This window comes from Streptomyces sp. NPDC093065 (genome assembly GCF_044754585.1).
Classification (GTDB): Bacteria; Actinomycetota; Actinomycetes; order Streptomycetales; family Streptomycetaceae; genus Streptomyces.
The window spans coordinates 78,896-103,648 of sequence record NZ_JBIVPJ010000012.1 but is presented as its reverse complement, the minus strand read 5'-3'; the positions used below and the strand labels follow the sequence as shown (position 1 = coordinate 103,648).

Genomic DNA, 24,753 nt, shown 5'->3' with positions numbered 1-24,753 from the left:
GACTCCGCCAAGAAGGGCTGACCCCGCCCGCCGCACACACACCGCCGAGGGCGCCCGGAATCCACCGGGCGCCCTCGGCGCGTGCCGGGGAGAGACGGCTCAGGAAAGGGAGGGCCGCCGGGCCAGCGACAGGGTGCGCCGGGCCGTCGCCACCACCGCCGCGTCGACGAACCGGCCGTCCGGCAGCGCCAGCGCGCCCGGCTGGACCGTGGCCGCCTTCACGATCGTCTCCGCCTCCTCCAGCTCCCGCTCGGTCGGCAGGTACGCCCGCTCGATGATCGGCAGCTGGCGGGGATGGATCGCGGCCCGCCCCAGGAACCCCAGGGCACGGCCGTGGGCGCAGGACGCCGCCAGGCCCTCCAGGTCCCGGGTGTCGGGATGCACCGTCTGGGACGGCGGCGCCAGGCCCGCCGCCCGCGCCGCCACGACCACCCGCGAGCGCGACCAGTCCAGGCCGGCGTCCCCGCTGACGCCCAGGTCGGCCCGGAGGTCCGCCTCCCCGAGGGCGATGCCGCGCAGCGCCGGGTGGGCGGCGGCGATCCGGTACGCCCGCTCCACCCCCAGGGCCGTCTCCAGCAGGGCGTACAGCGGCGGCCCACCGGCGGCCGCGGCGACCTCGGCGACCTGCTCCGGCGCCGTCACCTTGGGCAGCCGCAGCCCGGAGAGGCCGGGCAGCGCGGCCAGCGCCGCCAGGTCCCCGGCGGCGAGCGGACCGTCCAGGGCGTTGACGCGGACGTGCACCGGCACCGGCTGCGGCTCGGTGAGCAGCTCGGCCGTGGCGTCGCGGGCGTACTCCTTGCGGTCGGCGGCGACCGCGTCCTCCAGGTCGACCACCACCACGTCGGCACCGGCGGCCAGCGCCTTGGCCACCACCCGGGGCCGGTCCCCGGGGGCGTACAGCCAGGTCAGCGGGGGTGCGGTCATACGACGCCCTCCTCACGCAGCTCCTTCACGTCAGCCGGGGTGAGCCCCAGCCCGGTCAGCACCTCCTCGGTGTCCGCGCCGTGCGGGCGGCCCGCCCAGCGGATCGCGCCCGGAGTGGCGGAGAGCCGGAAGAGGACGTTCTGCATACGCAGCGGCCCCAGCTCGGGATCGTCGACCGTGGTGACCGTGTCCAGGGCCCGGTACTGCGGGTCGGCCATCACGTCCCGCACGTCCTGGACCGGCGCGACCGCGGCCTCGGCCTTCTCGAACGCGGCGAGCACGTCGGCGCGGGAGTGCCGGGCGATCCAGTCGCCGACCGCCGCGTCCAGCACGTCGGCGTGCCGGGCCCGCTCGGCACCCGTCGCGAACCAGGGCTCGTCGATCAGCTCCGGGCGGCCCACCAGCCGCATCACGCGCTCGGCGACCGACTGGGCCGAGGTGGAGACGGCGACCCAGGTGCCGTCGGCGGTGCGGTAGGTGTTGCGCGGGGCGTTGTTCTGCGAGCGGTTGCCGGTGCGCGGCTGGACGTGGCCGAGCTGGTCGTACCAGAGGGGCTGGGGGCCCAGCACGGTCAGGATCGGTTCGATGATCGCCATGTCGACGACCTGGCCCTCTCCGGTGCGCTCCCGTGCGGCCAGCGCGGTCATCACGGCGTACGCCGTCGCCAGCGCCGCGATCGAGTCGGCGAGGCCGAACGGCGGCAGCGTCGGCGGCGCGTCGGGCTCGCCGGTCATCGCGGCGAAGCCGCTCATGGCCTCGGCGAGGGTGCCGAAGCCGGGGCGGCGGGCGTACGGCCCGAACTGGCCGAAGCCGGTGACCCGGGTGAGGACCAGACGCGGATTGACGGCGGACAGCTCGTCCCAGCCCAGGTCCCACTTCTCCAGGGTGCCCGGCCGGAAGTTTTCGACGACGACGTCGGCGGTGGCCGCGAGCCGGAGCAGGGTGGCGCGCCCGGCGGGTTTCGACAGGTCCAGGGTGATCGTGTGCTTGTTGCGGCCCAGCAGCTTCCACCACAGGCCGACCCCGTCCTTCGACGGGCCGTGCCCCCGGGACGGGTCTGGCCGGGTGGGGTGCTCGACCTTGATCACCTCGGCGCCGAAGTCACCGAGCATGGTGGCGGCGAGCGGCCCCGCGAAGAGGGTGGCGAGGTCGAGGACGCGCAGGCCGGCCAGCGGGGCGGGGGAGACGGCGGGGACGGGGGACGCAGGGGTCACGGCGTGCTCGTGCTCGGGCTCGGGCATGGGCGGGTGGCCTCCCGGTGGGTGAGGTGGGCGAGGGTGTCGAATCCGGTGCCGTCGAAGCCGCCGACGGAGGTGGCCAGGCGGTTCTTCAGCGGGGCCGTCCAGTGCTCGGGCAGCGCGGCGGGGGAACCGGCGAGCAGCCCGGCGACGCTGCCGACGGTGGCGCCGTTGGAGTCGGTGTCCCAGCCGCCGGAGACGACGCGGGAGACCGAGCCGGTGAAGTCGCCGTCCCCGTGGGTGAGCGCGGCGGCGATCAGAGCGGTGTTGGGAACGGCGTGCACCCAGTGGTGCGCGGGGGAGTGCACGGCGTGGAGTTCGTCCACGACCGTGTCGAAGCCGGCGTGCGCGCCCGCGAGGCGTACGGCGTGCCGGACGGCTCCGGCGAGGCGGGAGCCGGGCGGTACGACGGCGAGTCCGGCGCGCAGACAGGCGTGCACGTCGGGTGCGCCGGCGGGGGCGGCGGTGGCGATGACGGCCGCCGCGAACATGGCCGCGTAGACGCCGTTGGCGGTGTGGCTGAGGGTCGCGTCGCGGTGCGCCTGTCCGGCGGCGGCGGCCGGGTCGCCGGGGTTGGTCCAGCCGTGCACGTCGGCGCGGATCAGGGCGCCGATCCACTCCCGGAAGGGGTTGCGGTGGAGGGCGGTGTCCGGGGGCTCGACGCCGGTGAGGAGGTTGCGCTGGGCGACGCGCTCGGCGGTGAAGGTGCGGCCGGGCGGGAGCTCGTCGAGCCAGACGCGGGCCACGTCGTCGGTGGTGAAGGCACGGCCGTGACGCTGGAGCAGCAGCAGGCCGAGCAGCGGGTGGTTCAGGTCGTCGTCCTCCGGCATCCCGTCGATGTTCTCGGCGAGGGAGGTGGGCGCGGAGCGGCGGTTCCAGGGATACGCGGTGAGCAGGTCGCGGGGGACGCCCCGGGCGGTGAAGTACGCGACCGGGGGCCAGTTGCCGGTGGCCCGGCCGAGACGACGGATGCCGGTCAGGGGCAGCTTCTCGACGGGTTTGCCGAGGAGGCAGCCGACGGCGCGGCCGAGCCAGGCGGCCTCCAGCCGGGCGGGGGACACGGTGGCGGCGGGGCGCGGGGACGGCCAGTCGGGGCACAGTGCCCTGATCCGGCCGAGGTCCGTCGGCTCGGCGTCCGCGAGTGGACCGCGCAGGCCGGCGAGTTCGTCCAGGAGGTCTTCCGCCAGGCGACGCAGGCGGGGAGAGGCGGGCCCGGGCGAGGCACCCGCCCGCGGCGGGGCCTCGCCGCCGCCCGCCGCCCGCCAGCGGGCCGCGACCGCCGACGCGTCGCGGCCGTCCAGCCGTGCCTGGCGCAGCTCGTGGCCGACCAGGTCCTCGGGCTGCACCCAGGTCAGCCGGAGCATCCCGCGCCCCCGATCGCGGCGAACGCCTCCTCGTGGGCACGGCGGCGCCCTGTGTCACGCGTGAAGACCTCCCGCGCGACGGCGGTGAGCGTCGCCGCCGGCTCCCACAGGTCCAGTCGGCTGGCCTCGGCGACGGTCTTGGCCCAGTCCTCCGGGACCGGCGATCCGAGGGCCCCGGCCAGCGCGCCCGCCATCGTGGCGATGGAGTCGCAGTCGCGGCCGTAGTTGACCGCGCCGAGGACCGCGTGCCGGAAGTCGCCGCCGGAGACGAGCAGCATGCCGAGGGCGACGGGCAGCTCCTCGATCGCGTGCAGGCGCGAGGGGCGGCGGGCGCCGAGCGAGGGCGCGCGGTAGTCGGGGCCCACGGTGTCGAACGGGGCGACCGCCGCGCGCAGCGGGGCGAGCGCCGACTCGAAGTCCGAGTGGCGGGCGGCCACGTCGCACACCGCCTCGATCGCCGCCCGGGTGCCGTCCTTGGCCAGGGCCAGGCAGGCGGCCACCACCGACTCCCCGGTCGCCCCCGGCAGACAAGCCGCGGCCACCCCCGCCGCGAAGACACCGGCCGCCTCACGGCCGTACGACGACTGGTGGGCGCCCGCGACGTCCAGGGCCTCGGCGTAGGCGGCCGCCGGGTTGGCCGCGTTGACCAGGCCGACCGGGGCCATGTACATCGCGGCACCGCAGTTGACGATGTTGCCGGTGCCGGCCTCGCGCGGGTCCACGTGGCCGTAGTGGATCCGCGCGACTAGCCACTTCTCGGCGAGGAAGATCCGCTGGAGCGGGAGCGCCTCGGTCTCCAGCTCCGGGATCCAGCGAGGGTTCGTGATCAGGTCGGGGACCAGGTGCTCGGCGACGGCGTACGCGTCCAGGTGGTCGCGGACCGTGCCGTAGACCCGTACGAGCGCGTGGGTCATCAGGGTGTCGTCGGTGACGTGGCCGTCGCCCTTGTGGTACGGGGCGACGGGGCGGGCGGTGCGCCAGGCGTCGCCGTTCCAGGGGCCGACGACGCCGTGGACGCGGCCGCCGTGGCGTTCGAGGATCTGCTCGGGGGAGTAGCCCTCGACGGGGCCGCCGAGCGCGTCGCCTACGGCCGCGCCGACGAGGGCGCCGGTGACGCGCTCGTCGAGGGTCGCGGTGCCGTGGCCGGGGATGCTGTGGTTCGGGGCGGTGGAGGTCATGGGGTGGTGCCTCGTCCTTCCGGTCGGGACGGTTGCGTGGCGTGCAGGAGAGCGGCGAGTTCGACCAGGTCGGTGCCGGCGAGCCGGGGCAGTACGCAGCCGGGCAGGGTGCGGCAGGCGTCCCGCCAGGGCGCGGGGACCGACGTGCCGCCGCCGAGCGCGCCGGTGAGGGCGCCGGCCAGCGCGGGGGCGGAGTCGGCGACCCTGGACAGACAGGCCGCCGCCGGTACCGCCTCGGCGATGCGGCCCCCGGCGGCGGTGGCCAGGGCGAGGGCGACCGGGACGGTCTCGGCGGCGGCGATGCCGTAGCTGTAGACGTGGTCGACGATGCGGTGTTCGAGGAGCGGGACGAGGGCGAAGGTGCTCTCGGCGTCCGCCGCGAGGGCCAGGGCCTGGCGGGCGTTGCGGCCGATCTCCGTCGCCTCGGGGAGTTCGGCGAGCGCGGCCGTCACACAGGCGTCCACCGCGGCGCCGTCCAGCGCGCGGGCGAGTGCCGCCGCCATGGCCCGGGCGCCGTGCACGCCGTCGCCGTCCTGGGTGTAGCGGGCGTCGAACTCGGCGAGGTCGGCGGCCGGGCGCGGGGCGCCGGGGTGGGCGACGGCGAGGACGCAGGCCCGTACGCAGGCGGCGTCGTCGAAGTAGTGCGGGTTGTCGTGGCCGGTGGCGGGCGGGCGCAGGCCGGCCGCGAGATTGCCGAGCCCGGCCCGCACCGAGATACGGGCGCGCAACGGCAGCACCGCCGACTCGACCTCGGGGGCGCGGTCGGCCGCGGCGGCGACCTCGCTGGCGACGGCGTTCCAGGTCAGGTCGATCGCGGCGCGCATCCGGCGGTCCCGGCTCAGGTCCCCGAGCAGGCTGTCGTCCCCGGCCCGCAGCAGCGCCTCCGCCGCGAACGCCGCCCACTCGGCGTCGTCCGAGGGGCCGAGGCGCAGCGGTTCCGGGGGCTGGTTCAGGGCGATGGGGACGGGGAGGGTGGTCGTGGCGTTCTGCTCGGCGAAGGTGTCCAGCTCACGGGTGAGCCGGCGCGTCCACTCGGGCATCCGGGCCGCCCGGTGCCGTGCGGCGGGCCAGCCGGCGGCGTCTCCCGCGGCGAGCCCGAGCAGCAGGCCCTCGATGCGGTCGGCGAGCGGCACCGTACGGGACGCCGCCGTCCCGGGCTCCGCCCCCGGCCGGTGCCCGCTCCCGCCGGACACCGCCGCCTCCGGCACACCGGGCCCTTCGACGTACGCCGTGACGCCCGTCGCCCCGACACCGCCCCCGCGCGCCCGGCTCACGGCCGCACCTCCCTGGCGTGGGCGTCCGGTTCGGGCGGCGGCCGGGTGCCGCCGGGGTCGGTGCCGGCGGACGGTCCGTCCGGTTCGGGGGATGCGGCCGCCCCGAGGCCCCGCGGCTCCCGCCCCGGCACCGCTGCCACCTCCGCCGGTGCCCGCCCGGCGTCCCCCGGCCACCACGGCGCACGGCGCGGTACCCGCACCGCGCCCGGAGGTACGCGTTCCGTGGTGCGGGGTGCTGGCTCCGTGTCCTGCGTTGCCGTTGCCGCCGTTGCCGCTGCCTGGGCCGACGGCGCCGGTCCGGCGTCCGGTGGCAGGGCTTCCGTGGCCGGCGGAAGGTGCTCGGGCCCCGGCGGCACCCGTTCCGTGGTCCGGGGTGCTCGTGCCGTGGCCGGTGGGGCTGGTTCCGTGTCCGACGGCGTTCGCACACCACCCGGTGGCAGGGCTTCCGCGTCCGGCGGTACGTGCTCCGGGGCGGACGGCGACCGCTCCGAGTCCCCCGGCGCCCGATCCGAACCGGGCGGAGCCGGCCGTGCTGCCCGCGTCAGCAGGTCGGCCACCTCCAGTACGTGGTGCCCGGCCATCGTCGGCAGGCAGGTGCCGCGGACCGGGCCGATGGCGGCCGCCCAGTCGGGCGGGATCGCGTGGACGCCCCGGGTCGCTCCCGCCAGGGCGCCGGCCACCGCGGCGGTGGTGTCGGCGTCGCGGCCCATGTTGACGGCCGTCAGCACGGCGTCCGTGAAGTCGCCGTCGGCCGCCGCGTACGCGCCGAAGGCGAGGGCGACGGCCTCGGGCGCCAGGTCGGTCCACGGGTAGCCGCCGATGACCACCGCGGAGCGCACCGCGCGTTCGCCGCGGTGGGCCGCCGTCATCGCGCGGCGCAGACAGCGCGCCGTCCAGGAGTCGTCCGGGACGACGGCCAGCGCGGAGGCCACCACCGCGACGGTGGACGCCCCGGCCATCGCCGCCGCGACGCCCGCCGCCACCGCCTGGCCGCCGTAGATGCCCTCGCCCTCGTGACTGACCGAGCCGTCGATCGCCGCCAGCCGGGCCGCCTCCGTGGGCCGCCCGGCCGCGAACACGCCGTGCGGCGCGGCCCGCATGGCCAGTCCGTCGCTCCAGGCGTGCCGGTGCTGGGCGGAGATCGGCGCGGCGAGACCCCGGCGCAGGTTCTCCAGCGTGCCGCGCTCGCTGAAGCCCGCGCCCCGGAACGGGCCCTCCTCCCGGTCCGCGATCCACTCGTGCCAGGCCGTCTCCACGTCGGCCTGGGTGAGCGCGGCGCCGTGACGGGCCAGCAGCAGGCCCGAGAAGATCGCGTACTCGGTGTCGTCGGTACCGGCCGGCCGGTCGGCCACGTATCCCGTGATGCGGCCCCAGCGGGCGCGGATCTGAGAGGGCTTCATGTTCTCGGCGGGCGCCCCGAGGGCGTCCCCGACGGCCAGCCCGAGCAGCGCGCCCCGGGCCCGGTCGCGGAGTCCGACGGCGTCTCCCGGCGCGGGGGCCGGGGGAATGCAGGCGGTGGATGCCATGCGGCCTCTCCTCTCCCTCGGCACATCTGTCCCCGGTGCGGTGTGCGCCGCAGCCGAACCCAGCCCAGCGTCACCCGGTCGACATGTGAGCGAGCAAGATCACGAATGAGAGCGAAGGGGTGAAACCGCAGGTAAGCCCAGCCTTTCCTTGCTGGCGGGGCGGAAATGATCGGCGTAGATTGGGTGTTGTTAAAAAGTAGACTGAGTCCAATCTAGTTCCCGGGGGGAACCTTCATGGCCATCATCGAGACCGAGGCAGCGCTGCACGAGGCGCACCGCGACAACCACACCCACCGTGACGTGAACGGCGGCTGGCTGCGCCCCGCCGTCTTCGGCGCCATGGACGGACTGGTCTCCAACCTCGCCCTGATGACCGGTGTCGCCGGCGGTACGGCGAGCCAGCAGACCGTGGTGATCAGCGGACTCGCCGGGCTGGCCGCCGGCGCCTTCTCCATGGCCGCGGGCGAGTACACCTCCGTCGCCTCCCAGCGTGAGCTGGTCGAGGCCGAACTGGACGTGGAGCGCCGCGAGCTGCGCAGGCACCCGGCGGACGAGGAGGCCGAGCTGGCCGCGCTCTACGAGGCGCGCGGGGTCGAACCCGAGCTCGCCCGCGAGGTGGCCCGCCAGTTGTCCAGCGACCCCGAGCAGGCCCTGGAGATACACGCCCGCGAGGAGCTGGGCATCGACCCCTCCGACCTGCCCTCGCCCACGGTCGCGGCCGTGTCCTCGTTCGGGTCCTTCGCGCTGGGTGCCCTGCTCCCCGTCCTGCCGTTCCTGCTCGGCGCCAGTGCCCTGTGGCCCGCGGTGCTGCTCGCGCTCGCCGGGCTGTTCCTGTGCGGCGCGGTGGTCGCCAAGGTCACGGCCCGCAGCTGGTGGTACAGCGGCCTGCGGCAGCTCGGCCTCGGTGGGGCTGCGGCCGGTGTGACGTATCTCCTGGGCAGCCTGTTCGGAACGGTCGTAGGATAGCCCGGCTCGAAGTTATGCGAGGGCACGCATAAGTAGCCGCAGTGCGCGGTCGCTGCCGGTCGTCCCGCTCGTAACCGTTACTCGCTGGTTTCGAGCGCGCAATCTCCGGGCATGAGCCGTAAGCGCTGTGGGCAATGAGGCCTGCCACGCATACCGCGGAGTGGGCGACGACGCTTCCTCCGCGCCCCCGGACCGGCGGACATCGATCTGTTCGCAGCGGTCGCCATAGCTTCCACCACGGGTGCCGTACCCCCGGCGCCACCCCTGGCTGTCCGCATGTTGGAACGGATTGTCCCGTTTACCGAGAACCAATCCATCATGTAACCTGCACCAAATTTTGCACCTGCTTACGCACCCACCGCAGAGGGCCAACGTCGTCCCTCGGCACTTGCCACATGCCAGATGACGACGACGGGAGAGCCGATGCGTACGCCGCGCCAGCCGTCCCAGCACTCCGCGAACGGCCAGAACTGGTCCTTCATGGATGCTCGCCCTGCCGCGCAGGGTATGTACGACCCCCGCAACGAACACGACGCGTGCGGCGTCGGTTTCGTCGCCACCCTCACCGGCGAGGCGTCCCACACCCTGGTCGACCAGGCACTCACCGTGCTGCGCAACCTGGAACACCGCGGCGCCACCGGCTCCGAGCCCGACTCCGGCGACGGCGCCGGCATCCTCTCCCAGGTGCCGGACGCCTTCTTCCGTGAGGTGGCCGGATTCGAACTGCCCGAGGCCGGGTCGTACGCCGTCGGCATCGCCTTCCTGCCGGTCGACGGCACCGAGGAAGCCGCCTTGCGCATCGAGACCATCGCCGGCGAGGAGGGCCTCACCGTCCTCGGCTGGCGCGAGGTCCCGGTCGCCCCGCAGATGCTGGGTGCCACCGCCCGCTCCACCATGCCGGTCTTCCGCCAGGTCTTCGTGACGGACGGGGCTTCGCAGGGCATCGCCCTGGACCGCCACGCCTTCGCGCTGCGCAAGCGCGCCGAACGCGAGGCCGGTGTCTACTTCCCGTCGCTGTCCGCGCGGACCATCGTCTACAAGGGCATGCTGACCACCGGCCAGCTGGAGCCGTTCTTCCCGGACCTGTCCGACCGCCGCTTCGCTTCCGCGATCGCGCTCGTGCACTCCCGGTTCTCCACCAACACCTTCCCCGCCTGGCCGCTCGCCCACCCGTACCGCTTCGTCGCGCACAACGGCGAGATCAACACGGTCAAGGGCAACCGCAACTGGATGCGCGCCCGCGAGTCCCAGCTGGCCTCCGTCCAGTTCGGCTCGTCCCCGGACCTGGAGCGGCTCTTCCCGATCTGTACGCCGGACGCCTCCGACTCCGCCTCCTTCGACGAGGTCCTGGAGCTGCTCCACCTCGGCGGGCGTTCACTGCCGCACTCCGTGCTGATGATGATCCCGGAGGCGTGGGAGAACCACGACTCGATGGACCCGGCCCGGCGCGCCTTCTACCAGTTCCACTCCACGATGATGGAGCCCTGGGACGGACCCGCCTGCGTCACCTTCACCGACGGCACCCAGGTCGGCGCCGTCCTCGACCGCAACGGCCTGCGCCCCGGCCGCTACTGGGTCACCGACGACGGCCTCGTCGTCCTCGGCTCCGAGGTCGGCGTCCTCGACATCGACCCCGCCAAGGTCGTCCGCAAGGGCCGCCTGCAGCCCGGCCGCATGTTCCTCGTGGACACCGCCGAGCACCGCATCATCGAGGACGACGAGATCAAGGCCCGGCTCGCCGCCGAGCAGCCGTACACCGAGTGGATGGAAGCCGGCGAGATCGAGCTGAGCGACCTGCCCGAGCGCGAGCACATCGTGCACACCCACGCCTCGGTCACCCGCCGCCAGCAGACCTTCGGGTACACCGAGGAGGAGCTGCGCGTCATCCTCGCGCCGATGGCCAAGGCCGGCGCCGAGCCGATCGGCTCCATGGGCACCGACTCGCCGATCGCCGCGCTCTCCGACCGCCCCCGGCTGCTCTTCGACTACTTCACCCAGCTCTTCGCCCAGGTCACCAACCCGCCGCTGGACGCCATCCGCGAGGAACTGGTCACCTCCCTGCGCTCCTCGCTGGGCCCCCAGGGCAACCTGCTCGACCCGACGGCCGCCTCGTGCCGCAGCGTCCTGCTGCCCTTCCCGGTGATCGACAACGACGAGCTGGCCAAGCTCATCCACATCAACGCCGACGGCGACATGCCCGGCTTCAAGGCCGCCACCCTCTCCGGTCTCTACCGGGTGCACGGCGGCGGCGACACGCTGGCCGCGCGCATCGAGGAGATCTGCGCCGAGGCCGACGCCGCCATCGAGAACGGCGCCCGGCTCATCGTCCTGTCCGACCGCCACTCGGACGCCGAGCACGCGCCGATCCCCTCGCTGCTGCTCACCGCCGCCGTCCACCACCACCTCATCCGCACCAAGCAGCGCACCGAGGTGGGCCTGCTGGTCGAGGCCGGCGACGTCCGCGAGGTCCACCACGTCGCCCTGCTCATCGGCTTCGGCGCCGCCGCCGTCAACCCGTACCTGGCCATGGAGTCCGTCGAGGACCTGGTCCGCGCCGGCACCTTCCTGCCCGGCATCGAGACCGAGCAGGCCATCCGCAACCTGATCTACGCCCTCGGCAAGGGCGTCCTCAAGGTCATGTCCAAGATGGGCATCTCCACCGTCGCCTCCTACCGCGGCGCCCAGGTCTTCGAGGCCGTCGGCCTGGACGAGGCGTTCGTCGCCAAGTACTTCAACGGCACCGCCACCAAGATCGGCGGCGTCGGCATCGACGTCGTCGCCGAGGAGGTCGCCGCCCGCCACACCAAGGCGTACCCGGCCAGCGGCATCGCGCCGGCCCACCGCGCCCTGGACATCGGCGGCGAGTACCAGTGGCGCCGCGAGGGCGAGCCGCACCTGTTCGACCCGGAGACGGTCTTCCGCCTCCAGCACTCCACGCGCTCCGGCACGTACGACATCTTCAAGAAGTACACCGAGCGGGTGAACGAGCAGTCCGAGCGGCTGATGACGCTGCGCGGCCTCTTCGGCTTCAAGTCGGACCGGCAGCCGATCTCCATCGACGAGGTGGAGCCCGTCTCCGAGATCGTCAAGCGCTTCTCCACCGGCGCCATGTCGTACGGCTCCATCTCCCAGGAGGCGCACGAGACCCTCGCCGTCGCCATGAACCAGCTGGGCGGCAAGTCCAACACCGGTGAGGGCGGCGAGGACCCGGAGCGCCTGTACGACCCGGCGCGCCGGTCCAGCATCAAGCAGGTCGCCTCCGGCCGCTTCGGCGTCACCTCCGAGTACCTGGTCAACGCGGACGACATCCAGATCAAGATGGCCCAGGGCGCCAAGCCCGGCGAGGGCGGCCAGCTGCCCGGCCACAAGGTGTACCCCTGGGTCGCCAAGACCCGGCACAGCACCCCCGGTGTCGGCCTGATCTCCCCGCCGCCGCACCACGACATCTACTCCATCGAGGACCTGGCCCAGCTGATCCACGACCTGAAGAACGCCAACCCCCAGGCGCGGATTCACGTCAAGCTGGTCTCCGAGGTCGGCGTCGGCACGGTCGCGGCGGGCGTGTCCAAGGCGCACGCGGACGTGGTGCTCATCTCCGGCCACGACGGAGGCACGGGTGCCTCGCCCCTGACGAGTCTCAAGCACGCGGGCGGCCCCTGGGAGCTGGGCCTCGCCGAGACCCAGCAGACCCTGCTGCTCAACGGCCTGCGCGACCGCATCGTCGTCCAGACCGACGGCCAGCTCAAGACCGGCCGCGACGTCGTCGTCGCCGCGCTGCTCGGCGCCGAGGAGTTCGGCTTCGCCACCGCGCCGCTCGTCGTCTCCGGCTGCGTCATGATGCGCGTCTGCCACCTGGACACCTGCCCGGTCGGCATCGCCACCCAGAACCCGGTCCTCAGGGAGCGCTTCTCCGGCAAGGCCGAGTACATCGTGAACTTCTTCCGGTTCATCGCCGAAGAGGTCCGCGAGATCCTCGCGGAGCTGGGCTACCGCACCATCGAGGAGGCCGTCGGCCACGCCGAGACCCTCGACGTGAGCCGCGCGGTCGACCACTGGAAGGCGCAGGGTCTCGACCTGGAGCCGCTGTTCCACGTGCCCGAGCTGGCCGAGGGCGCGGTGCGCCACCAGGCCGTCGCCCAGGACCACGGCCTGCAGAAGGCGCTCGACAACCAGCTGATCAAGCTCGCCTCCGACGCGCTGGCCGCCCCGGACGCCACCCGGGCCGCCCCGGTGCGCGCCCAGGTCGCCATCCGCAACATCAACCGCACGGTCGGCACCATGCTCGGCCACGAGGTCACCAAGAAGTTCGGCGGCGGCGGGCTGCCCGACGACACCGTCGACATCACCTTCACCGGCTCCGCCGGCCAGTCCTTCGGCGCCTTCGTCCCGCGCGGCATCACGCTGCGCCTGGAGGGCGACGCCAACGACTACGTCGGCAAGGGTCTGTCCGGCGGCCGGATCGTCGTCCGCCCCGACCGGGGCGCCGACCACCTCGCCGAGTACTCCACCATCGCCGGCAACACCATCGGCTACGGCGCCACCGGCGGCGAGATGTTCCTGCGCGGCAAGGTCGGCGAGCGCTTCTGCGTCCGCAACTCCGGCGCGCTGGTCGTCTCCGAGGGCGTCGGCGACCACGGCTGCGAGTACATGACCGGCGGCCACGCGGTCGTCCTCGGTGAGACCGGGCGCAACTTCGCGGCCGGCATGTCCGGCGGCATCGCCTACGTCGTCGACCTCGACCGCGACAACGTCAACGCCGGCAACGCCGACGCCGTCCGGGAGCTGGACGACGCCGACAAGGACTGGCTGCACGACGTGGTGCGCCGCCACGCCGAGGAGACCGGTTCCACGGTCGCGCAGAAGCTGCTGGCCGACTGGTCTGTCGCCGTGGAGCGCTTCAGCAAGCTCATCCCCAGCACGTACAAGGCAGTGCTCGCCGCCAAGGACGCCGCCGAGCGAGCCGGTCTCTCCGAGACCGAGACCACCGAGAAGATGATGGAGGCGGCGACCAATGGCTGATCCCAAGGGCTTTCTGAACCACGGACGCGAGGTCGCCAGGACCCGTCCCGTCGACGAGCGCGTCAAGGACTGGAACGAGGTCTACGTCCCCGGCTCCCTGCTGCCGATCATCAGCAAGCAGGCCAGCCGCTGCATGGACTGCGGCATCCCGTTCTGCCACAACGGCTGCCCCCTCGGGAACCTGATCCCCGAGTGGAACGACTACGCCTACCGCGAGGACTGGTCGGCGGCGTCCGAGCGCCTGCACGCCACCAACAACTTCCCGGAGTTCACCGGCCGCCTGTGCCCGGCCCCGTGCGAGTCGGCGTGCGTGCTCGGCATCAACCAGCCGCCGGTCACCATCAAGAACGTCGAGGTCTCGATCATCGACAAGGCGTGGGAGACCGGGGACGTCGCCCCGCGCATCCCCGAGCGCCTGTCCGGCAAGACCGTCGCCGTCGTCGGCTCGGGCCCGGCCGGTCTCGCCGCCGCCCAGCAGCTCACCCGGGCCGGTCACACCGTCGCCGTCTACGAGCGCGCGGACCGCGTCGGAGGCCTCCTCCGATACGGCATCCCCGAGTTCAAGATGGAGAAGCGGCACATCAACCGCCGCATAGAGCAGATGCGCGCCGAGGGCACCCGCTTCCGCACCGGCGTCGAGATCGGCCGCGACCTCAAGGCGACCGACCTGAAGAAGCGCTACGACGCCGTCGTCATCGCCGCCGGCTCCACCACCGCCCGCGACCTGCCGGTCCCCGGCCGCGAGCTGAACGGCATCCACCAGGCGATGGAGTACCTCCCCCTGGCCAACAAGGTCCAGGAGGGCGACTACGTCACCGCCCCCATCTCCGCCGAGGGCAAGCACGTCGTCGTCATCGGCGGCGGCGACACCGGCGCCGACTGCGTGGGCACCGCCCACCGCCAGGGCGCGGCCTCCGTCACCCAGCTGGAGATCATGCCCCGGCCGGGCGAGGAGCGGGACGCGGTGCGCCAGCCCTGGCCGACCTTCCCGATGCTGTACAAGGTCACCAGCGCCCACGAGGAGGGCGGTGAGCGGGTCTACGCCGTCTCCACCACCCACTTCGAGGGCGACGAGGACGGCAACGTCCAGTGGCTGCACATGAGCGAGGTCGAGTTCGTCGACGGGAAGCTCACGTCGAAGCCGGGCACCGAGCGGAAGATCCCGGCCCAGCTGGTCACCCTCGCCATGGGCTTCACCGGCACCGACCGGGAGAACGGTCTCGTAGACCAGTTCGGCCTGGAGCTCGACGCACGGGGTAACATCGCCCGGGACGCCGACTTCCAGACCAACGTGCCGGGTGTGTTCGTCGCCGGTGACGCCGGCCGCGGCCAGTCGCTCATCGTCTGGGCGATCGCCGAGGGCCGCTCGGCCGCGCGCGGCGCCGACCGCTTCCTGACCGGGGCCAGCGAACTGCCGGCCCCGATCCGCCCGACCGACCGCGCCCTCGCGGTCTGACGGACGGAACAACCGTCCCGACGGACGGAACAACCGAAGAACGTCCCGCACAAAGGCGTGCGGAACACTGATGGCGCCTGCCCCGTCCCCGACCGGACCAAGGGCAGGCGCCGTCGCATGCTCAGGGCACCCGGTAGGTGTCCCCGTACATCTCCCACACCAGCGGCGTCGCCAGCTTCATGTTCCCGGCCGCGAGGAACCGGCGCTGGGCCGTGTCGACGCGGGAGGTGTCGATGCCCGGGCGCTTGGCCTCCATGGCCTGCCTGCGGACGTCCAGGAAGGTGTCCAGGTAGTCCTTCTCCGAGCCGCCCTGCCCCGGCGTCTTCGCCTCGCTCATGGCCCGCTCGCGCAGCCCGTAGAAGCCCTCGGCGTCCGTGTCGGGCCCGTGGAAGACCATCGCGTCGTAGTAGACGAACTGGCCCAGCGTGCCCAGGCCGTCCAGCTTCGCCAGGCGCACCGCCGGTTCGAAGTAGACCCGATCGCGCTCCTCCTCCTGGGCCTCGCGGAACGCCGGGACCTCCGCCTCCGCCTTCCAGGCCGCCGTGAAGCCCGGGTCGAGGCCCTCGTGCGAGTCACTGCCGTCCACCTTGCGCAGGGCGGGCAGGTACGACGCCAGTCCGTTGTCCGGGTGGGCCTCGGTGTAGCGCTCGACCAGCATGAGCAGGTCGTGGGTGCCGGTGCAGAAGCCGATGATGCCCGCGGTGTACCCGTCGCCGTCGCCGACGTCCTGGATGCTGCCGTAGGCGGTGCGCCACTTCGTGGTCGAGTTCTCGGCGCTGGACACGAGCTGCTGGGCCAGCTCCTTCTTCGCCGGTGCGGCGAGCCCCGGCGGCAGGTCGGCGATCAGCGCGTCGTCCGCCTCCCGTTCCTCCTCGGCCCGGTCCTTGGCGTCGTCGCGGGCCGACCGGGCGGCGGCCGGGGACGACGAGGACGCGGTGGCCGCGGGGCCCGACGGGTCCGCCGAGTCGTCCGGCACGGCGAAATACACGCCCGCGGCGATCACGGGAAGGGCCCCGAGGAGCAGCACTCCGACACGTTTCATTGGGGGACACCTCTCATAGGGGAACACTTCCGCCCGTCAGCTCCGACACCTTCAGCGCGGCCGTCGCCGCCAGCAGCACCAGCAGCGCGACACCCGCGCCGGCCTGTATCGCCACCCGGCGCCCGTCCCGGGGCGCGTACGCGAACGCCGAGCCCAGCGCGCCGCCCACCAGCAGGCCGCCGAGATGCCCCTGCCACGAAGTGAACCAGGCGGAGACCAGCAGCCACAGCAGCAGGGCGGCCATGAAGCGGTTGACCCGCACCATGTCGGCGCCCAGCCTGCGGTGCAGCACGTAGTAGGCGGCCCCCACGCCGAAGACCGCGCCGGACGCGCCGACCGAGCTCCGCCAGGGATCGGCGAGGGCCAGCTCCAGGACGGAACCGCCGAGCGCCGACAGCAGGTACAGGGCGACGAAACGGACCCGGCCGAGCATCAGCTCCACCACCCGCCCCAACTGCCACAGGACGACCATGTTCATCGTGATGTGCAGGATCCCGAACGTGCCCTCGAAGGGCGACTGGTGCAGGAACGCGCCGGTGAGCATGCGCTCCCACTCGCCCCCGGCGACACCTTCCACCTGCAGGGGCCCGGAGGTCAGGAACACGCCGTCGCCGACCAGAGGGGTGCCGTCCGGAGCGACCAGCCGCGAGCCCACCATGGCGAACCGGTCCACCAGCCCCGGCCGCACCAACTCCGCCAGGTACGCCAGCACGTTCAGCGCGAACAGCACGTACGTCACCACGGGCGTCGCCGAGATCCGGCCACCCGCGACGGTCCGGGCCTGCCGGACCGAACGCGCCCCCTCCCGCGCGCACTCGGGGCACTGGTGGCCGACGGCGGCCGCACGCATGCAGTCCGGGCAGACGTACCGCTCGCAGCGGACGCAGCGGACGTGGCACTCCACCGCGGGATGGCGGTAGCAGGTGGTGGCGGTGGACTCGGAATCCACGGGGGCCGGCTCCTCGGGACGGGCGGACGGTGAGCCGGTGGGGACGGCGGCGAACAAAATAACGAATGCCGGTGACCGGGCCGAGCGGCGGGGTGGTGCGCGGGACCCCGCCTTCGTCGTCCTCCGGACCGGCGGCCGCCCCGCCCAGGTGATGCGGCCCGCCTGAGCGCCGGGTCAGTGCCGCAGGGAGAAGCCCAGCACGACCCGGGCGGACACCTCCACCACTCCCGGGGCCAGCGCGCCCGGCGGGCCGCCGCCCGCGGCGGCACGGAACGCGGCGACGGGCTCCGGCTCCACGTCCTGGATGTGCAGTACCGGCCCCAGTCGCGTGTCCGCCGCCTCCGCGTACACCTCCGCCTTGCGGCGGGCCGCGGCCACGGCCCCGCGCCGCGCCTCGTCGAGCAGTGCGGACCGGTCGCGCACGTCGAACTCGACGCCGTCGATCCGGTGCGCGCCCGCCTCGACCACGTCCGCGATCAGCCGCTCCAACTCGTCCAGCCCCTCGGTCTCCACCGCGTACGAGGCCTGGCACCGGTACCCGAGCATCTTGCGGCGGCCGCCGTGACCGTCGTACTCCGAGCTGAGGCCCAGCCGGGAACCCGAGACCGAGCCGTCCGGCACACCGTGCCGCCGCAGCACCTCCCGCAGCCGGACCACGGCCTCCCCGGCCCGCCGGAAGGCCTGCTCCGGCGACGGTTCCAGGACGTCCACCGCCGGCCGCACCCGCGCGAACGAGGGCTCGGCCCGCACGGTGCCCGAACCGAACACACTGATGCCCCAGGGTTCTTCGATGGCCTGTGTCATACGGGCATTCAAGCAGCGCCCCCGCGCCCCGCGCCCCCGGTCACGTGTCGCACTCCAGCACCGTCCGGCACAGCCCGCACCGCGCCCGCACCCGGCCCCGCACCGGCACCCTGATCCGCTGGTGGCAGGTCGGGCAGGGGAACGACACCCGCAGCTGCCCCGCCGCCTGCGCGGTGAAGGCGTACGGGCCGCCGTCCGCCGCCGCAGCGGCGGCTTGCGGGTCCTGCGCGTGGCGGCGGTCACGGGCGTAGCGGCGGCGGCCCGCCCAGCCGGCCGCGGTGAGCGGCGGCTGCTGCTCGTCCCGGCGCGCCCGGGCCAGCCCCTTGCCGTACGCCGTGTAGGCCTGCGGGCTGGTGAACCACACCGACGGGTCCTCGCCGAACACCAGCGCCCGCTTGGCCAGGACGTAACCGAACTCCTCCGGCGTCAGATACCCCAGCTTCTGCGAGGACACCGAGTCCTCCCGGTAGGCGTCCAGGAGCAGCCAGCCCGCGCCCAGATACGTCGCCGCCGTGTCGGTGAGGATCTCGTTGGCCCGGGTGCCGGGAAAGGCCAGGTCGAGACGGTGCAGGTAGACGTGCATCACCTCGTGGGCGAGGGCCGCGCCGATGTCCCGGCGATGGGTGCGGAAGCGGTCGTTCAGCTCGATGAAGTACTCCGGCCCCGCGGTCAGTTCCACGTTCGCCGCGTGGGTCATCTCGCGGAAGGAGACGATCATGCGGGCATCGGGCAGCCGGTAGTGCCGGACCAGTTCGCGGGCCACCCGCTGCGCGCCCAGATACAGGTCGTCGGTGTCGCAGAACGCCACGTCCACCGGGGCCACACTGGCCGAGAACATCCGGACGGTGTCGTACGACAGCCGCCGGTACAGTGCCGTGACCGCCTCCCGCACCGTCTCCAGATGCGGGAACCCGTGCTCGACCGGTCCGCCGTTCGCCACGCCCTACCCCCAAGACGCCTGAACCCTGCTCCCCGAGTGCCGCTCCCACTGTAGGAGCCGTACGAGGACTGTGGGGCGTTCAGCGCCTGAGACGGTCTGCGACAGCCCGGTCCCCACCCGTAGGGTGTGCGCCCATGACCACCAGCAACACCGGTACCGGAGCCGTCGAACCCGCCGTCCGCGAGGAGCTGGCCCGGCTACGGGACAGCATCGACAACATCGACGCGGCCGTCGTCCACATGCTCGCCGAGCGCTTCAAGTGCACCCAGCAGGTCGGCCACCTCAAGGCCCGCCACCGGCTGCCGCCCGCCGACCCGGCCCGCGAGGCCCAGCAGATCGCCCGGCTGCGCGCCCTCGCCGAGAGCGCCAAGCTGGACCCGGCTTTCGCCGAGAAGTTCCTGGGCTTCATCGTCGCCGAGGTGATCCACCACCACGAGCGCATCGCGGAGAGCAACGGCAACGGCGGCGCACCGGCCTCCGACTGAGACGGGCCGCGCCCCCACCCGCGGGGGCGCACGCCGGGGAGTGCGCACAAGACGCGCGGGCGGCGCGGCGGACCGGACATACCGTACGTACCGAACCGCCTCTGTGCCCTGCCCACCGCATCAGGCAGCATGTCGTCCATGTCCGTACTGACGCGCGACGAAGCGCAGACCCGTTCCCGGCTCCTCGACGTCCACCACTACGCGATCGACCTCGATCTGACCCGTGGGGACGAGACCTTCGACTCCCGGACCGTCGTCCGGTTCACCGTCCGCGGCGACACGGACACCACGGACACCTTCGTCGAGGTCAAGCCCGCCGAACTGCGCACCGTCACCCTGGACGGACACCCCCTGGACCCGGCCGCCCTCGACGAGAACCGGCTGGCCCTGAAGAACCTCACCCCCGGCGAGCACGAACTGCGGGTCGAGGCCGCCATGCGCTACTCCCGCACCGGCGAGGGCATGCACCGCTTCACCGACCCCAGCGACGGCGAGACCTACGTCTACACGCAGCTCTTCCTGGACGACGTCCAGCGCGTCTACGCCGCCTTCGACCAGCCCGACCTCAAGGCCGTCTTCGACCTCACCGTGACCGCCCCCGAGGGCTGGACCGTCCTCGCCAACGGCGTCACCGAACACACCGGCGACGGCCGCTGGAAGGCCGCCACCACCCCGCTGATCTCCACCTACCTCGTCGCCGTCGCCGCCGGCCCCTGGCACTCCGTGCGCACCGAGCACCGCGGCCTGCCCTTCGGCATCCACTGCCGCCGCTCCCTCGCCCCCCACCTGGACGCCGACGCCGACGAACTCCTCGACGTCACCCGCGCCTGCTTCGACCGCTACCACGAGAAGTTCACCGAGCCCTACCCCTTCGACTCCTACGACCAGGCGTTCGTGCCCGAGTTCAACGCCGGCGCCATGGAGAACCCCGGACTCGTCACCTTCCGCGACGAGTTCGTCTTCCGCTCCGCCGTCACCGAGACCCAGCGCCAGACCCGCGCCATGGTCGTCGCCCACGAGATGGCCCACATGTGGTTCGGCGACCTCGTCACCCTGCGCTGGTGGGACGACATCTGGCTGAACGAGTCCTTCGCCGAGTACATGGGCTACCAGACCACCGCCGAGGCCACCCGCTTCACCGACACCTGGACCGACTTCGGCGTCACCCGCAAGCCCTGGGGCTACGACGCCGACCAGCGCCCCTCCACCCACCCCGTCGCCCCCGAGGACGTCCAGGACACCGCCTCCGCCCTCCTCAACTTCGACGGCATCTCCTACGCCAAGGGCGCCTCCGCCCTGCGCCAACTCGTCGCCTGGCTCGGCGAGAAGGACTTCCTGGCCGGCATCAACATCCACTTCGAGCGGCACAAGTTCGCCAACGCCTCCCTCGCCGACTTCATCGACTCCCTCGCCGCCGCGACCGACCGCGACGTCCACGCCTGGGCCGACGCCTGGCTGCGCACCACCGGCGTCGACACCCTCACCCCGCACCTCACCGGCGACAACGGCAGCCGCGCCCTCACCGTGCGGCGCACCGGCGAACGCCCCCACCGCATCGCCGTCGGCCTCTACGACCAGGACCCGGGCGAGGAGGGCCGCCTCACCCCGCGCGGACGCCTCGACATCGACGTCCCCCAGACCGGACCCCGGCCCATCGGCAAGCTTCCCGCCCTGGTCGTCCTCAACGACGGCGACCTGAGCTACGCCAAGATCCGCTTCGACGCCGACTCCTTCCGCACCCTGGGCGACAGCCTGTCCGGACTGCCCGACCCGCTCACCCGGGCCGTCGTCTGGAACGCCCTCAGGGACGCCGTACGCGACGGCGAACTCCCCGCCGCCACCTACCTCGACATCGCCCGCACCCACCTTCCGCACGAGACCGACCTCGCGCTCGTCGACGGCGTCCTCGCCTTCGCCGCCGGCCAGGTCGCCGACCGCTACGTCACCCCCGAGCAGCGGCCCGCCGCCCTGAACACCCTCGCCGAGCTGTGCCGCGACCTCATCCGCCGCACCGAGGACGGCGACCACCCCGGCCTGCGCCTGATCGCCGTACGCCACCGCATCTCCACCGCGGCCCACCCCGACACCATCGCCGCCTGGCTCGCCGACGGCACCGTGCCGGGCGGCCCCGAACTCGACCCCGAGCTGCGCTGGCGCATCCTCACCCGGCTCGCCGTCCTCGGCGCCACCGACGAGGCCGCCATCGCCGCCGAGCTGGAGAACGACCCGAGCGCCACCGGGCAGGAGGGCGCCGCCCGCTGCCGTGCCGCGCTGCCCGACGCCGGTGCCAAGGCCCGGGCCTGGGACACCATGTTCGCCTCCGACGACCTGTCCAACTACCTGTTCACCGCCACCGCCCAGGGCTTCTGGCAGCCCGAACAGGCCGACCTCGTACGCGCCTACGTACCGCGCTACTACACCGAGGCCGTCGCGCTCGCCGCCCGCCGCGGCCCCGCCATCGCGGATGCCGCCGGCCGCTGGGCCTTCCCCGCCCACGCCGTCGACGCCGACACCCTGCGCCTGGGCCAGGAGTGCCTCGCGGGCGCCGACCCGGTCCCGGCCCTGCGCCGCAAGCTCACCGACCAGCTCGACGACCTGGCCCGCGCGCTGCGGGTGCGGGAGGCGAACGCGGACTGAGCCCGGCCGCGGCCGGTCCCCGACGAGGCGGGGGACCGGCCGCGGTTCCCGGTGGAGAGGCCGCCGGGATACCCCTTTCGGGTTGCGATCACTGAGCTGTCCGGGCGTACGCGCATCCGTGCGTACAAGCTGGAACCCCAGTCCCCGTGCCCCAAGGACGGCTCATGGGCATGCCGCCCCTAGCCTCGGGCCCGCACGGCACCGACGCCCTGCGGCCCCTGCTCGACACCGTGCTCGACGCCCTGCGCACCGGCGCCGCCGCACGCGGCGGCCCGCTGCCCGCGGGCGGTCCCGACACCGTCGCCGCCCGGGTGGCGGACGCGGCCGGCGACATCCTGCCCGACCGGGGCGACCCCGAGGCGCTCCGCGTCCTGGTCACCGCCCTCGCCGAGGGCGCCGCCGACCCCGCCCACCCCCTGTGCGCAGCACACCTGCACGCCCCGCCGCTGGCCGTCGCGGCAGCCGCCGACCTCGCCGCGAGCGTCCTCAATCCCTCCCTGGACTCCTGGGACCAGGCGCCCGCCGCCTCCGCCCTGGAAGCCCTCGTCGCCCGCGCCCTCGCCCGGGAGACGGGCGCCGCCGACGCCGTCGTGACCACCGGCGGCACCGAGTCCAACCAGCTCGCCGTCCTGCTCGCCCGCGAGACGCACGGCGCCGGCCTGCGACTGGTCCACGGGGAGAACGCCCACCACTCCCTGCCCCGCGCCGCCCGGCTCCTCGGCCTGCCCGAACCCGTCGCCGTCCCCGCCCCCGCCGGCACCCTCGACCCCGCCGCCCTCGACGAGGCGCTCACCCAGATCCCCGGGCCCCATCTCGTCGCCGCCACCGCCGGCACCACCGACGCCGGGCTCATCGACCCGCTGCCCGAGATCGCCGCCCGCTGCGCGGCCCACGGCGCCCGCCTCCACGTCGACGCCGCCTACGGCGGGGGCCTCCTCTTCAGCGACCGGCACCGTGCACGGCTCGCGGGCCTGGAGGCCGCCGACACCGTCGCCCTGGACCTGCACAAGCTCGGCTGGCAGCCGATCCCCGCCGGCCTCCTCACCGTCACCGACACCGACGACCTCGCCGCCCTCCACCACCGCGCCGACTACCTCAACGCCGACGACGACACCGACGCGGGCCTCCCCGACCTCCTCGGGCGCTCCCCGCGCACCAGCCGCCGCCCCGACATCCTCAAGGTCGCCGTCACCCTCAAGACCCTGGGCCGTGCCGGGCTCGGCGACCTCGTCGACGCGGTCTGCTCCCTCGCCCGGCAGTTCGCCGGCCTGGTCGAGACGCACCCCGGGTTCGAACTGCACGCACCGCCCACCATCAGCACGGTCCTGTTCCGGCCCGCCGGCGCCTGCGACGACGCCGTCGCCGCCGTACGCCGCACGCTGCTCGGCACCGGCCGCGCCGTCCTCGGCCGCGCCCGCGCCGACGGCCGGCTCTGGCTCAAGGCGACCCTCCTCAACCCCCACGCCCAGCCGGGCGACCTCGCGGCACTCCTGACCCTCGTGGAAGGACACACCCCCCGGTGAACGCCACCCCGCACCCCGCCCCCGACGCCCCCCAAGACCTCGTCGGCATCGGCGTCGGCCCCTTCAACCTCTCCCTCGCGGCCCTCGCCGACCCCCTCACGGGCCTCGACGCCGTCTTCTACGAACAGCGCCCCGAATTCCGCTGGCACCCCGGCCTGCTCATCGACGGCGCACGCGTCCAGGTGCCCTTCCTCGCCGACCTCGTCACCCTCGTGGACCCGGCCAGCCCCTGGACCTTCCTCAACCACCTCAGGGCCAGAGAACGCCTCTTCCCCTTCTACTTCGCCGAACGCTTCCACATCGAGCGCGCCGAGTACGACGCCTACTGCCGCTGGGTCGCCGGGAACCTGCCCGCACTCCGCTTCCACCACCAGGTCGACGCGGTGCGCTGGAATCCCGAACGCGGGCTCTTCGAGGTCGACTGCACCCAGCTCGACGACGACGGTGAGGCCGAGGCCCTGGGCCGCACGTACACCCGCAACGTCGTCCTCGGCGTCGGCACCGAACCCCACGTGCCCGACCCGCTCAGACCCCTCGTCGAGGACCCTGCCGTCCCCGTCGTCCACGCCGCCGACTACCTCCGCCACCGCGACACGCTCCTGGCCGCCGGACACGTCACCGTCATCGGCACCGGCCAGTCGGGCGCCGAGGTCTTCCTCGACCTGCTACGCCGCCGCCCCGCCGGCCGCGAGCGGCTCCACTGGCTCGGCCGCACCGAGGCCCTCGCCCCCATGGAGTACTCCAAACTCGGCCTGGAGCACTTCACCCCCGACTACACCCGCTACTTCCACGGCCTGGCCGAACCGGTCCGCGACCGCCTCGTCGCCGCCCAGTGGCAACTCCACAAGGGCATCGACGCCGACACCACCGCCGCCATCCACGACGAGCTGTACCGCCGCACCCTCGACGGCGGCTGGCCCGACACCGTCCTCACCCCCGGCGTCCACGTCCGCACCGCCGGCCGCATCGGCGCCACCCAGGTCGAACTCCACCTCGAACACGACCAGCAGAGGACCCGCTCCCGCCTCACCACCGACGCCGTCGTCCTCGCCACCGGCCACCGCGAGCGCCCTCTCGGCCGCCTTCTCGCCGGGCTCGACCCCTACATGCGGCGCGACGGCTCCGAACGCCCCCGCGTCGACGACCGCCACCGCCTCGTCCTCGACCCCTCGGTCACCGGATCCGTCTACGTCCAGAACGCCGAGACCCACACCCACGGCGTCGGCACACCCGACCTCGGGCTCGCCGCCTGGCGCAGCGCGACCATCCTCAACGACCTGACCGGGCAGGAGCCGTACCCGCTGCCCGGCCGCACCGCCTTCACCACCTTCGGCCTGGAGAACGGCCGGCCCCAGATCCCGTCCGCGCGCGACCACCGGGCACTCACCCCGTTGGCGGACGGAATCTGAGGCCGCCTCACACGGCGCG

Annotated in this window: 16 protein-coding genes and 1 pseudogene; 7 read left to right on the top strand and 10 right to left on the bottom strand. The window is 73.7% G+C overall.

Annotation, left to right across the window (positions count from 1 at the left end):
- Window positions 1-99: 99 nt before the first annotated feature.
- The 6 genes and pseudogenes from ACIQFU_RS21555 to ACIQFU_RS21530 all read right to left on the bottom strand — a co-directional run.
- On the bottom strand, window positions 100-924 hold the full coding sequence (locus ACIQFU_RS21555) for an HpcH/HpaI aldolase/citrate lyase family protein (RefSeq protein ID WP_402553578.1): 825 nt from the start codon (window positions 922-924) through the stop codon (window positions 100-102).
- Window positions 921-2,165 (bottom strand): CaiB/BaiF CoA transferase family protein, encoded by a 1,245-nt coding sequence (locus tag ACIQFU_RS21550; protein ID WP_402553576.1) that lies wholly within the window; start codon window positions 2,163-2,165, stop codon window positions 921-923. Before ACIQFU_RS21550 ends, ACIQFU_RS21555 begins: the two co-directional genes overlap by 4 nt.
- The gene (locus ACIQFU_RS21545; protein WP_402553574.1) at window positions 2,135-3,526 is read right to left on the bottom strand and encodes an ADP-ribosylglycohydrolase family protein; all 1,392 of its coding nucleotides are present in this window, start codon (window positions 3,524-3,526) and stop codon (window positions 2,135-2,137) included. Before ACIQFU_RS21545 ends, ACIQFU_RS21550 begins: the two co-directional genes overlap by 31 nt.
- On the bottom strand, window positions 3,514-4,704 hold the full coding sequence (locus ACIQFU_RS21540) for an ADP-ribosylglycohydrolase family protein (RefSeq protein ID WP_402553573.1): 1,191 nt from the start codon (window positions 4,702-4,704) through the stop codon (window positions 3,514-3,516). Before ACIQFU_RS21540 ends, ACIQFU_RS21545 begins: the two co-directional genes overlap by 13 nt.
- Window positions 4,701-5,978, bottom strand: a complete 1,278-nt coding sequence (locus tag ACIQFU_RS21535; protein ID WP_402553571.1) for an ADP-ribosylglycohydrolase family protein — start codon at window positions 5,976-5,978, stop codon at window positions 4,701-4,703. Before ACIQFU_RS21535 ends, ACIQFU_RS21540 begins: the two co-directional genes overlap by 4 nt.
- 499 nt (window positions 5,979-6,477) lie before the next feature.
- Window positions 6,478-7,504: pseudogene (locus ACIQFU_RS21530) on the bottom strand (ADP-ribosylglycohydrolase family protein); the annotation flags it as partial.
- Between the two features lie 234 nt (window positions 7,505-7,738).
- Between ACIQFU_RS21530 and ACIQFU_RS21525 the strand changes: the two are divergent.
- The 3 genes from ACIQFU_RS21525 (at window position 7,739) to ACIQFU_RS21515 (ending at window position 14,945) form a co-directional block, all read left to right on the top strand.
- On the top strand, window positions 7,739-8,470 hold the full coding sequence (locus ACIQFU_RS21525; protein ID WP_402553569.1) for a VIT1/CCC1 transporter family protein: 732 nt from the start codon (window positions 7,739-7,741) through the stop codon (window positions 8,468-8,470).
- Window positions 8,471-8,950: 480 nt separating this feature from the next.
- Window positions 8,951-13,489 (top strand): glutamate synthase large subunit, encoded by a 4,539-nt coding sequence (gene gltB, locus ACIQFU_RS21520; protein ID WP_402553750.1) that lies wholly within the window; start codon window positions 8,951-8,953, stop codon window positions 13,487-13,489.
- A complete protein-coding gene (locus ACIQFU_RS21515) occupies window positions 13,482-14,945 on the top strand; it encodes a glutamate synthase subunit beta (protein ID WP_402553567.1) in 1,464 nt (487 codons plus the stop codon). The genes gltB and ACIQFU_RS21515 overlap by 8 nt, the downstream gene beginning before the upstream one ends.
- 121 nt (window positions 14,946-15,066) lie before the next feature.
- On the opposite strand, the gene ACIQFU_RS21510 is transcribed toward ACIQFU_RS21515, so the two are convergent.
- The 4 genes from ACIQFU_RS21510 to ACIQFU_RS21495 all read right to left on the bottom strand — a co-directional run bounded on the left by ACIQFU_RS21510 (window position 15,067) and on the right by ACIQFU_RS21495 (window position 18,680).
- Window positions 15,067-15,987 carry a chitosanase gene (locus ACIQFU_RS21510; RefSeq protein WP_402553566.1) on the bottom strand — a complete coding sequence of 307 codons (921 nt, stop codon included), beginning with the start codon at window positions 15,985-15,987 and terminating at the stop codon, window positions 15,067-15,069.
- 13 nt (window positions 15,988-16,000) lie between these two features.
- Window positions 16,001-16,936, bottom strand: coding sequence for a rhomboid family intramembrane serine protease (locus ACIQFU_RS21505; RefSeq protein ID WP_402553565.1), 936 nt, complete (start codon window positions 16,934-16,936; stop codon window positions 16,001-16,003).
- Window positions 16,937-17,110: 174 nt separating this feature from the next.
- Complete coding sequence (locus tag ACIQFU_RS21500; protein WP_402553564.1) at window positions 17,111-17,740, bottom strand: SIMPL domain-containing protein; 630 nt, start codon at window positions 17,738-17,740, stop codon at window positions 17,111-17,113.
- Window positions 17,741-17,780: 40 nt separating this feature from the next.
- A complete protein-coding gene (locus ACIQFU_RS21495; RefSeq protein ID WP_402553562.1) occupies window positions 17,781-18,680 on the bottom strand; it encodes a hypothetical protein in 900 nt (299 codons plus the stop codon).
- Window positions 18,681-18,814: 134 nt separating this feature from the next.
- Between ACIQFU_RS21495 and ACIQFU_RS21490 the strand changes: the two genes are divergently transcribed.
- The 4 genes from ACIQFU_RS21490 to ACIQFU_RS21475 all read left to right on the top strand — a co-directional run bounded on the left by ACIQFU_RS21490 (window position 18,815) and on the right by ACIQFU_RS21475 (window position 24,734).
- Window positions 18,815-19,165 (top strand): chorismate mutase, encoded by a 351-nt coding sequence (locus ACIQFU_RS21490; protein WP_402553560.1) that lies wholly within the window; start codon window positions 18,815-18,817, stop codon window positions 19,163-19,165.
- 138 nt (window positions 19,166-19,303) lie between these two features.
- Window positions 19,304-21,802 carry an aminopeptidase N gene (gene pepN / locus ACIQFU_RS21485; protein WP_402553558.1) on the top strand — a complete coding sequence of 833 codons (2,499 nt, stop codon included), beginning with the start codon at window positions 19,304-19,306 and terminating at the stop codon, window positions 21,800-21,802.
- A 164-nt stretch (window positions 21,803-21,966) separates the two neighbouring features.
- Entirely contained in the window at window positions 21,967-23,325 is a 1,359-nt protein-coding gene (locus ACIQFU_RS21480; protein WP_402553557.1) for a pyridoxal phosphate-dependent decarboxylase family protein, read from the top strand.
- A complete protein-coding gene (locus tag ACIQFU_RS21475; protein ID WP_402553556.1) occupies window positions 23,322-24,734 on the top strand; it encodes a lysine N(6)-hydroxylase/L-ornithine N(5)-oxygenase family protein in 1,413 nt (470 codons plus the stop codon). The genes ACIQFU_RS21480 and ACIQFU_RS21475 overlap by 4 nt, the downstream gene beginning before the upstream one ends.
- Window positions 24,735-24,753: the final 19 nt, after the last annotated feature.

Excerpts from the sequence above, each read along its gene's own strand:
- ACIQFU_RS21480 (WP_402553557.1), top strand. The coding sequence starts at position 21,967 with ATGGGCATGCCGCCCCTAGCCTCGGGCCCGCACGGCACCGACGCCCTG.
- ACIQFU_RS21555 (WP_402553578.1), bottom strand. The coding sequence starts at position 924 with ATGACCGCACCCCCGCTGACCTGGCTGTACGCCCCCGGGGACCGGCCC.
- ACIQFU_RS21510 (WP_402553566.1), bottom strand. The coding sequence starts at position 15,987 with ATGAAACGTGTCGGAGTGCTGCTCCTCGGGGCCCTTCCCGTGATCGCC.
- gltB (WP_402553750.1), top strand. The coding sequence starts at position 8,951 with ATGGATGCTCGCCCTGCCGCGCAGGGTATGTACGACCCCCGCAACGAA.
- pepN (WP_402553558.1), top strand. The coding sequence starts at position 19,304 with ATGTCCGTACTGACGCGCGACGAAGCGCAGACCCGTTCCCGGCTCCTC.
- ACIQFU_RS21545 (WP_402553574.1), bottom strand. The coding sequence starts at position 3,526 with ATGCTCCGGCTGACCTGGGTGCAGCCCGAGGACCTGGTCGGCCACGAG.
- ACIQFU_RS21550 (WP_402553576.1), bottom strand. The coding sequence starts at position 2,165 with ATGCCCGAGCCCGAGCACGAGCACGCCGTGACCCCTGCGTCCCCCGTC.
- ACIQFU_RS21490 (WP_402553560.1), top strand. The coding sequence starts at position 18,815 with ATGACCACCAGCAACACCGGTACCGGAGCCGTCGAACCCGCCGTCCGC.
- ACIQFU_RS21525 (WP_402553569.1), top strand. The coding sequence starts at position 7,739 with ATGGCCATCATCGAGACCGAGGCAGCGCTGCACGAGGCGCACCGCGAC.
- ACIQFU_RS21500 (WP_402553564.1), bottom strand. The coding sequence starts at position 17,740 with ATGACACAGGCCATCGAAGAACCCTGGGGCATCAGTGTGTTCGGTTCG.
- ACIQFU_RS21515 (WP_402553567.1), top strand. The coding sequence starts at position 13,482 with ATGGCTGATCCCAAGGGCTTTCTGAACCACGGACGCGAGGTCGCCAGG.
- ACIQFU_RS21540 (WP_402553573.1), bottom strand. The coding sequence starts at position 4,704 with ATGACCTCCACCGCCCCGAACCACAGCATCCCCGGCCACGGCACCGCG.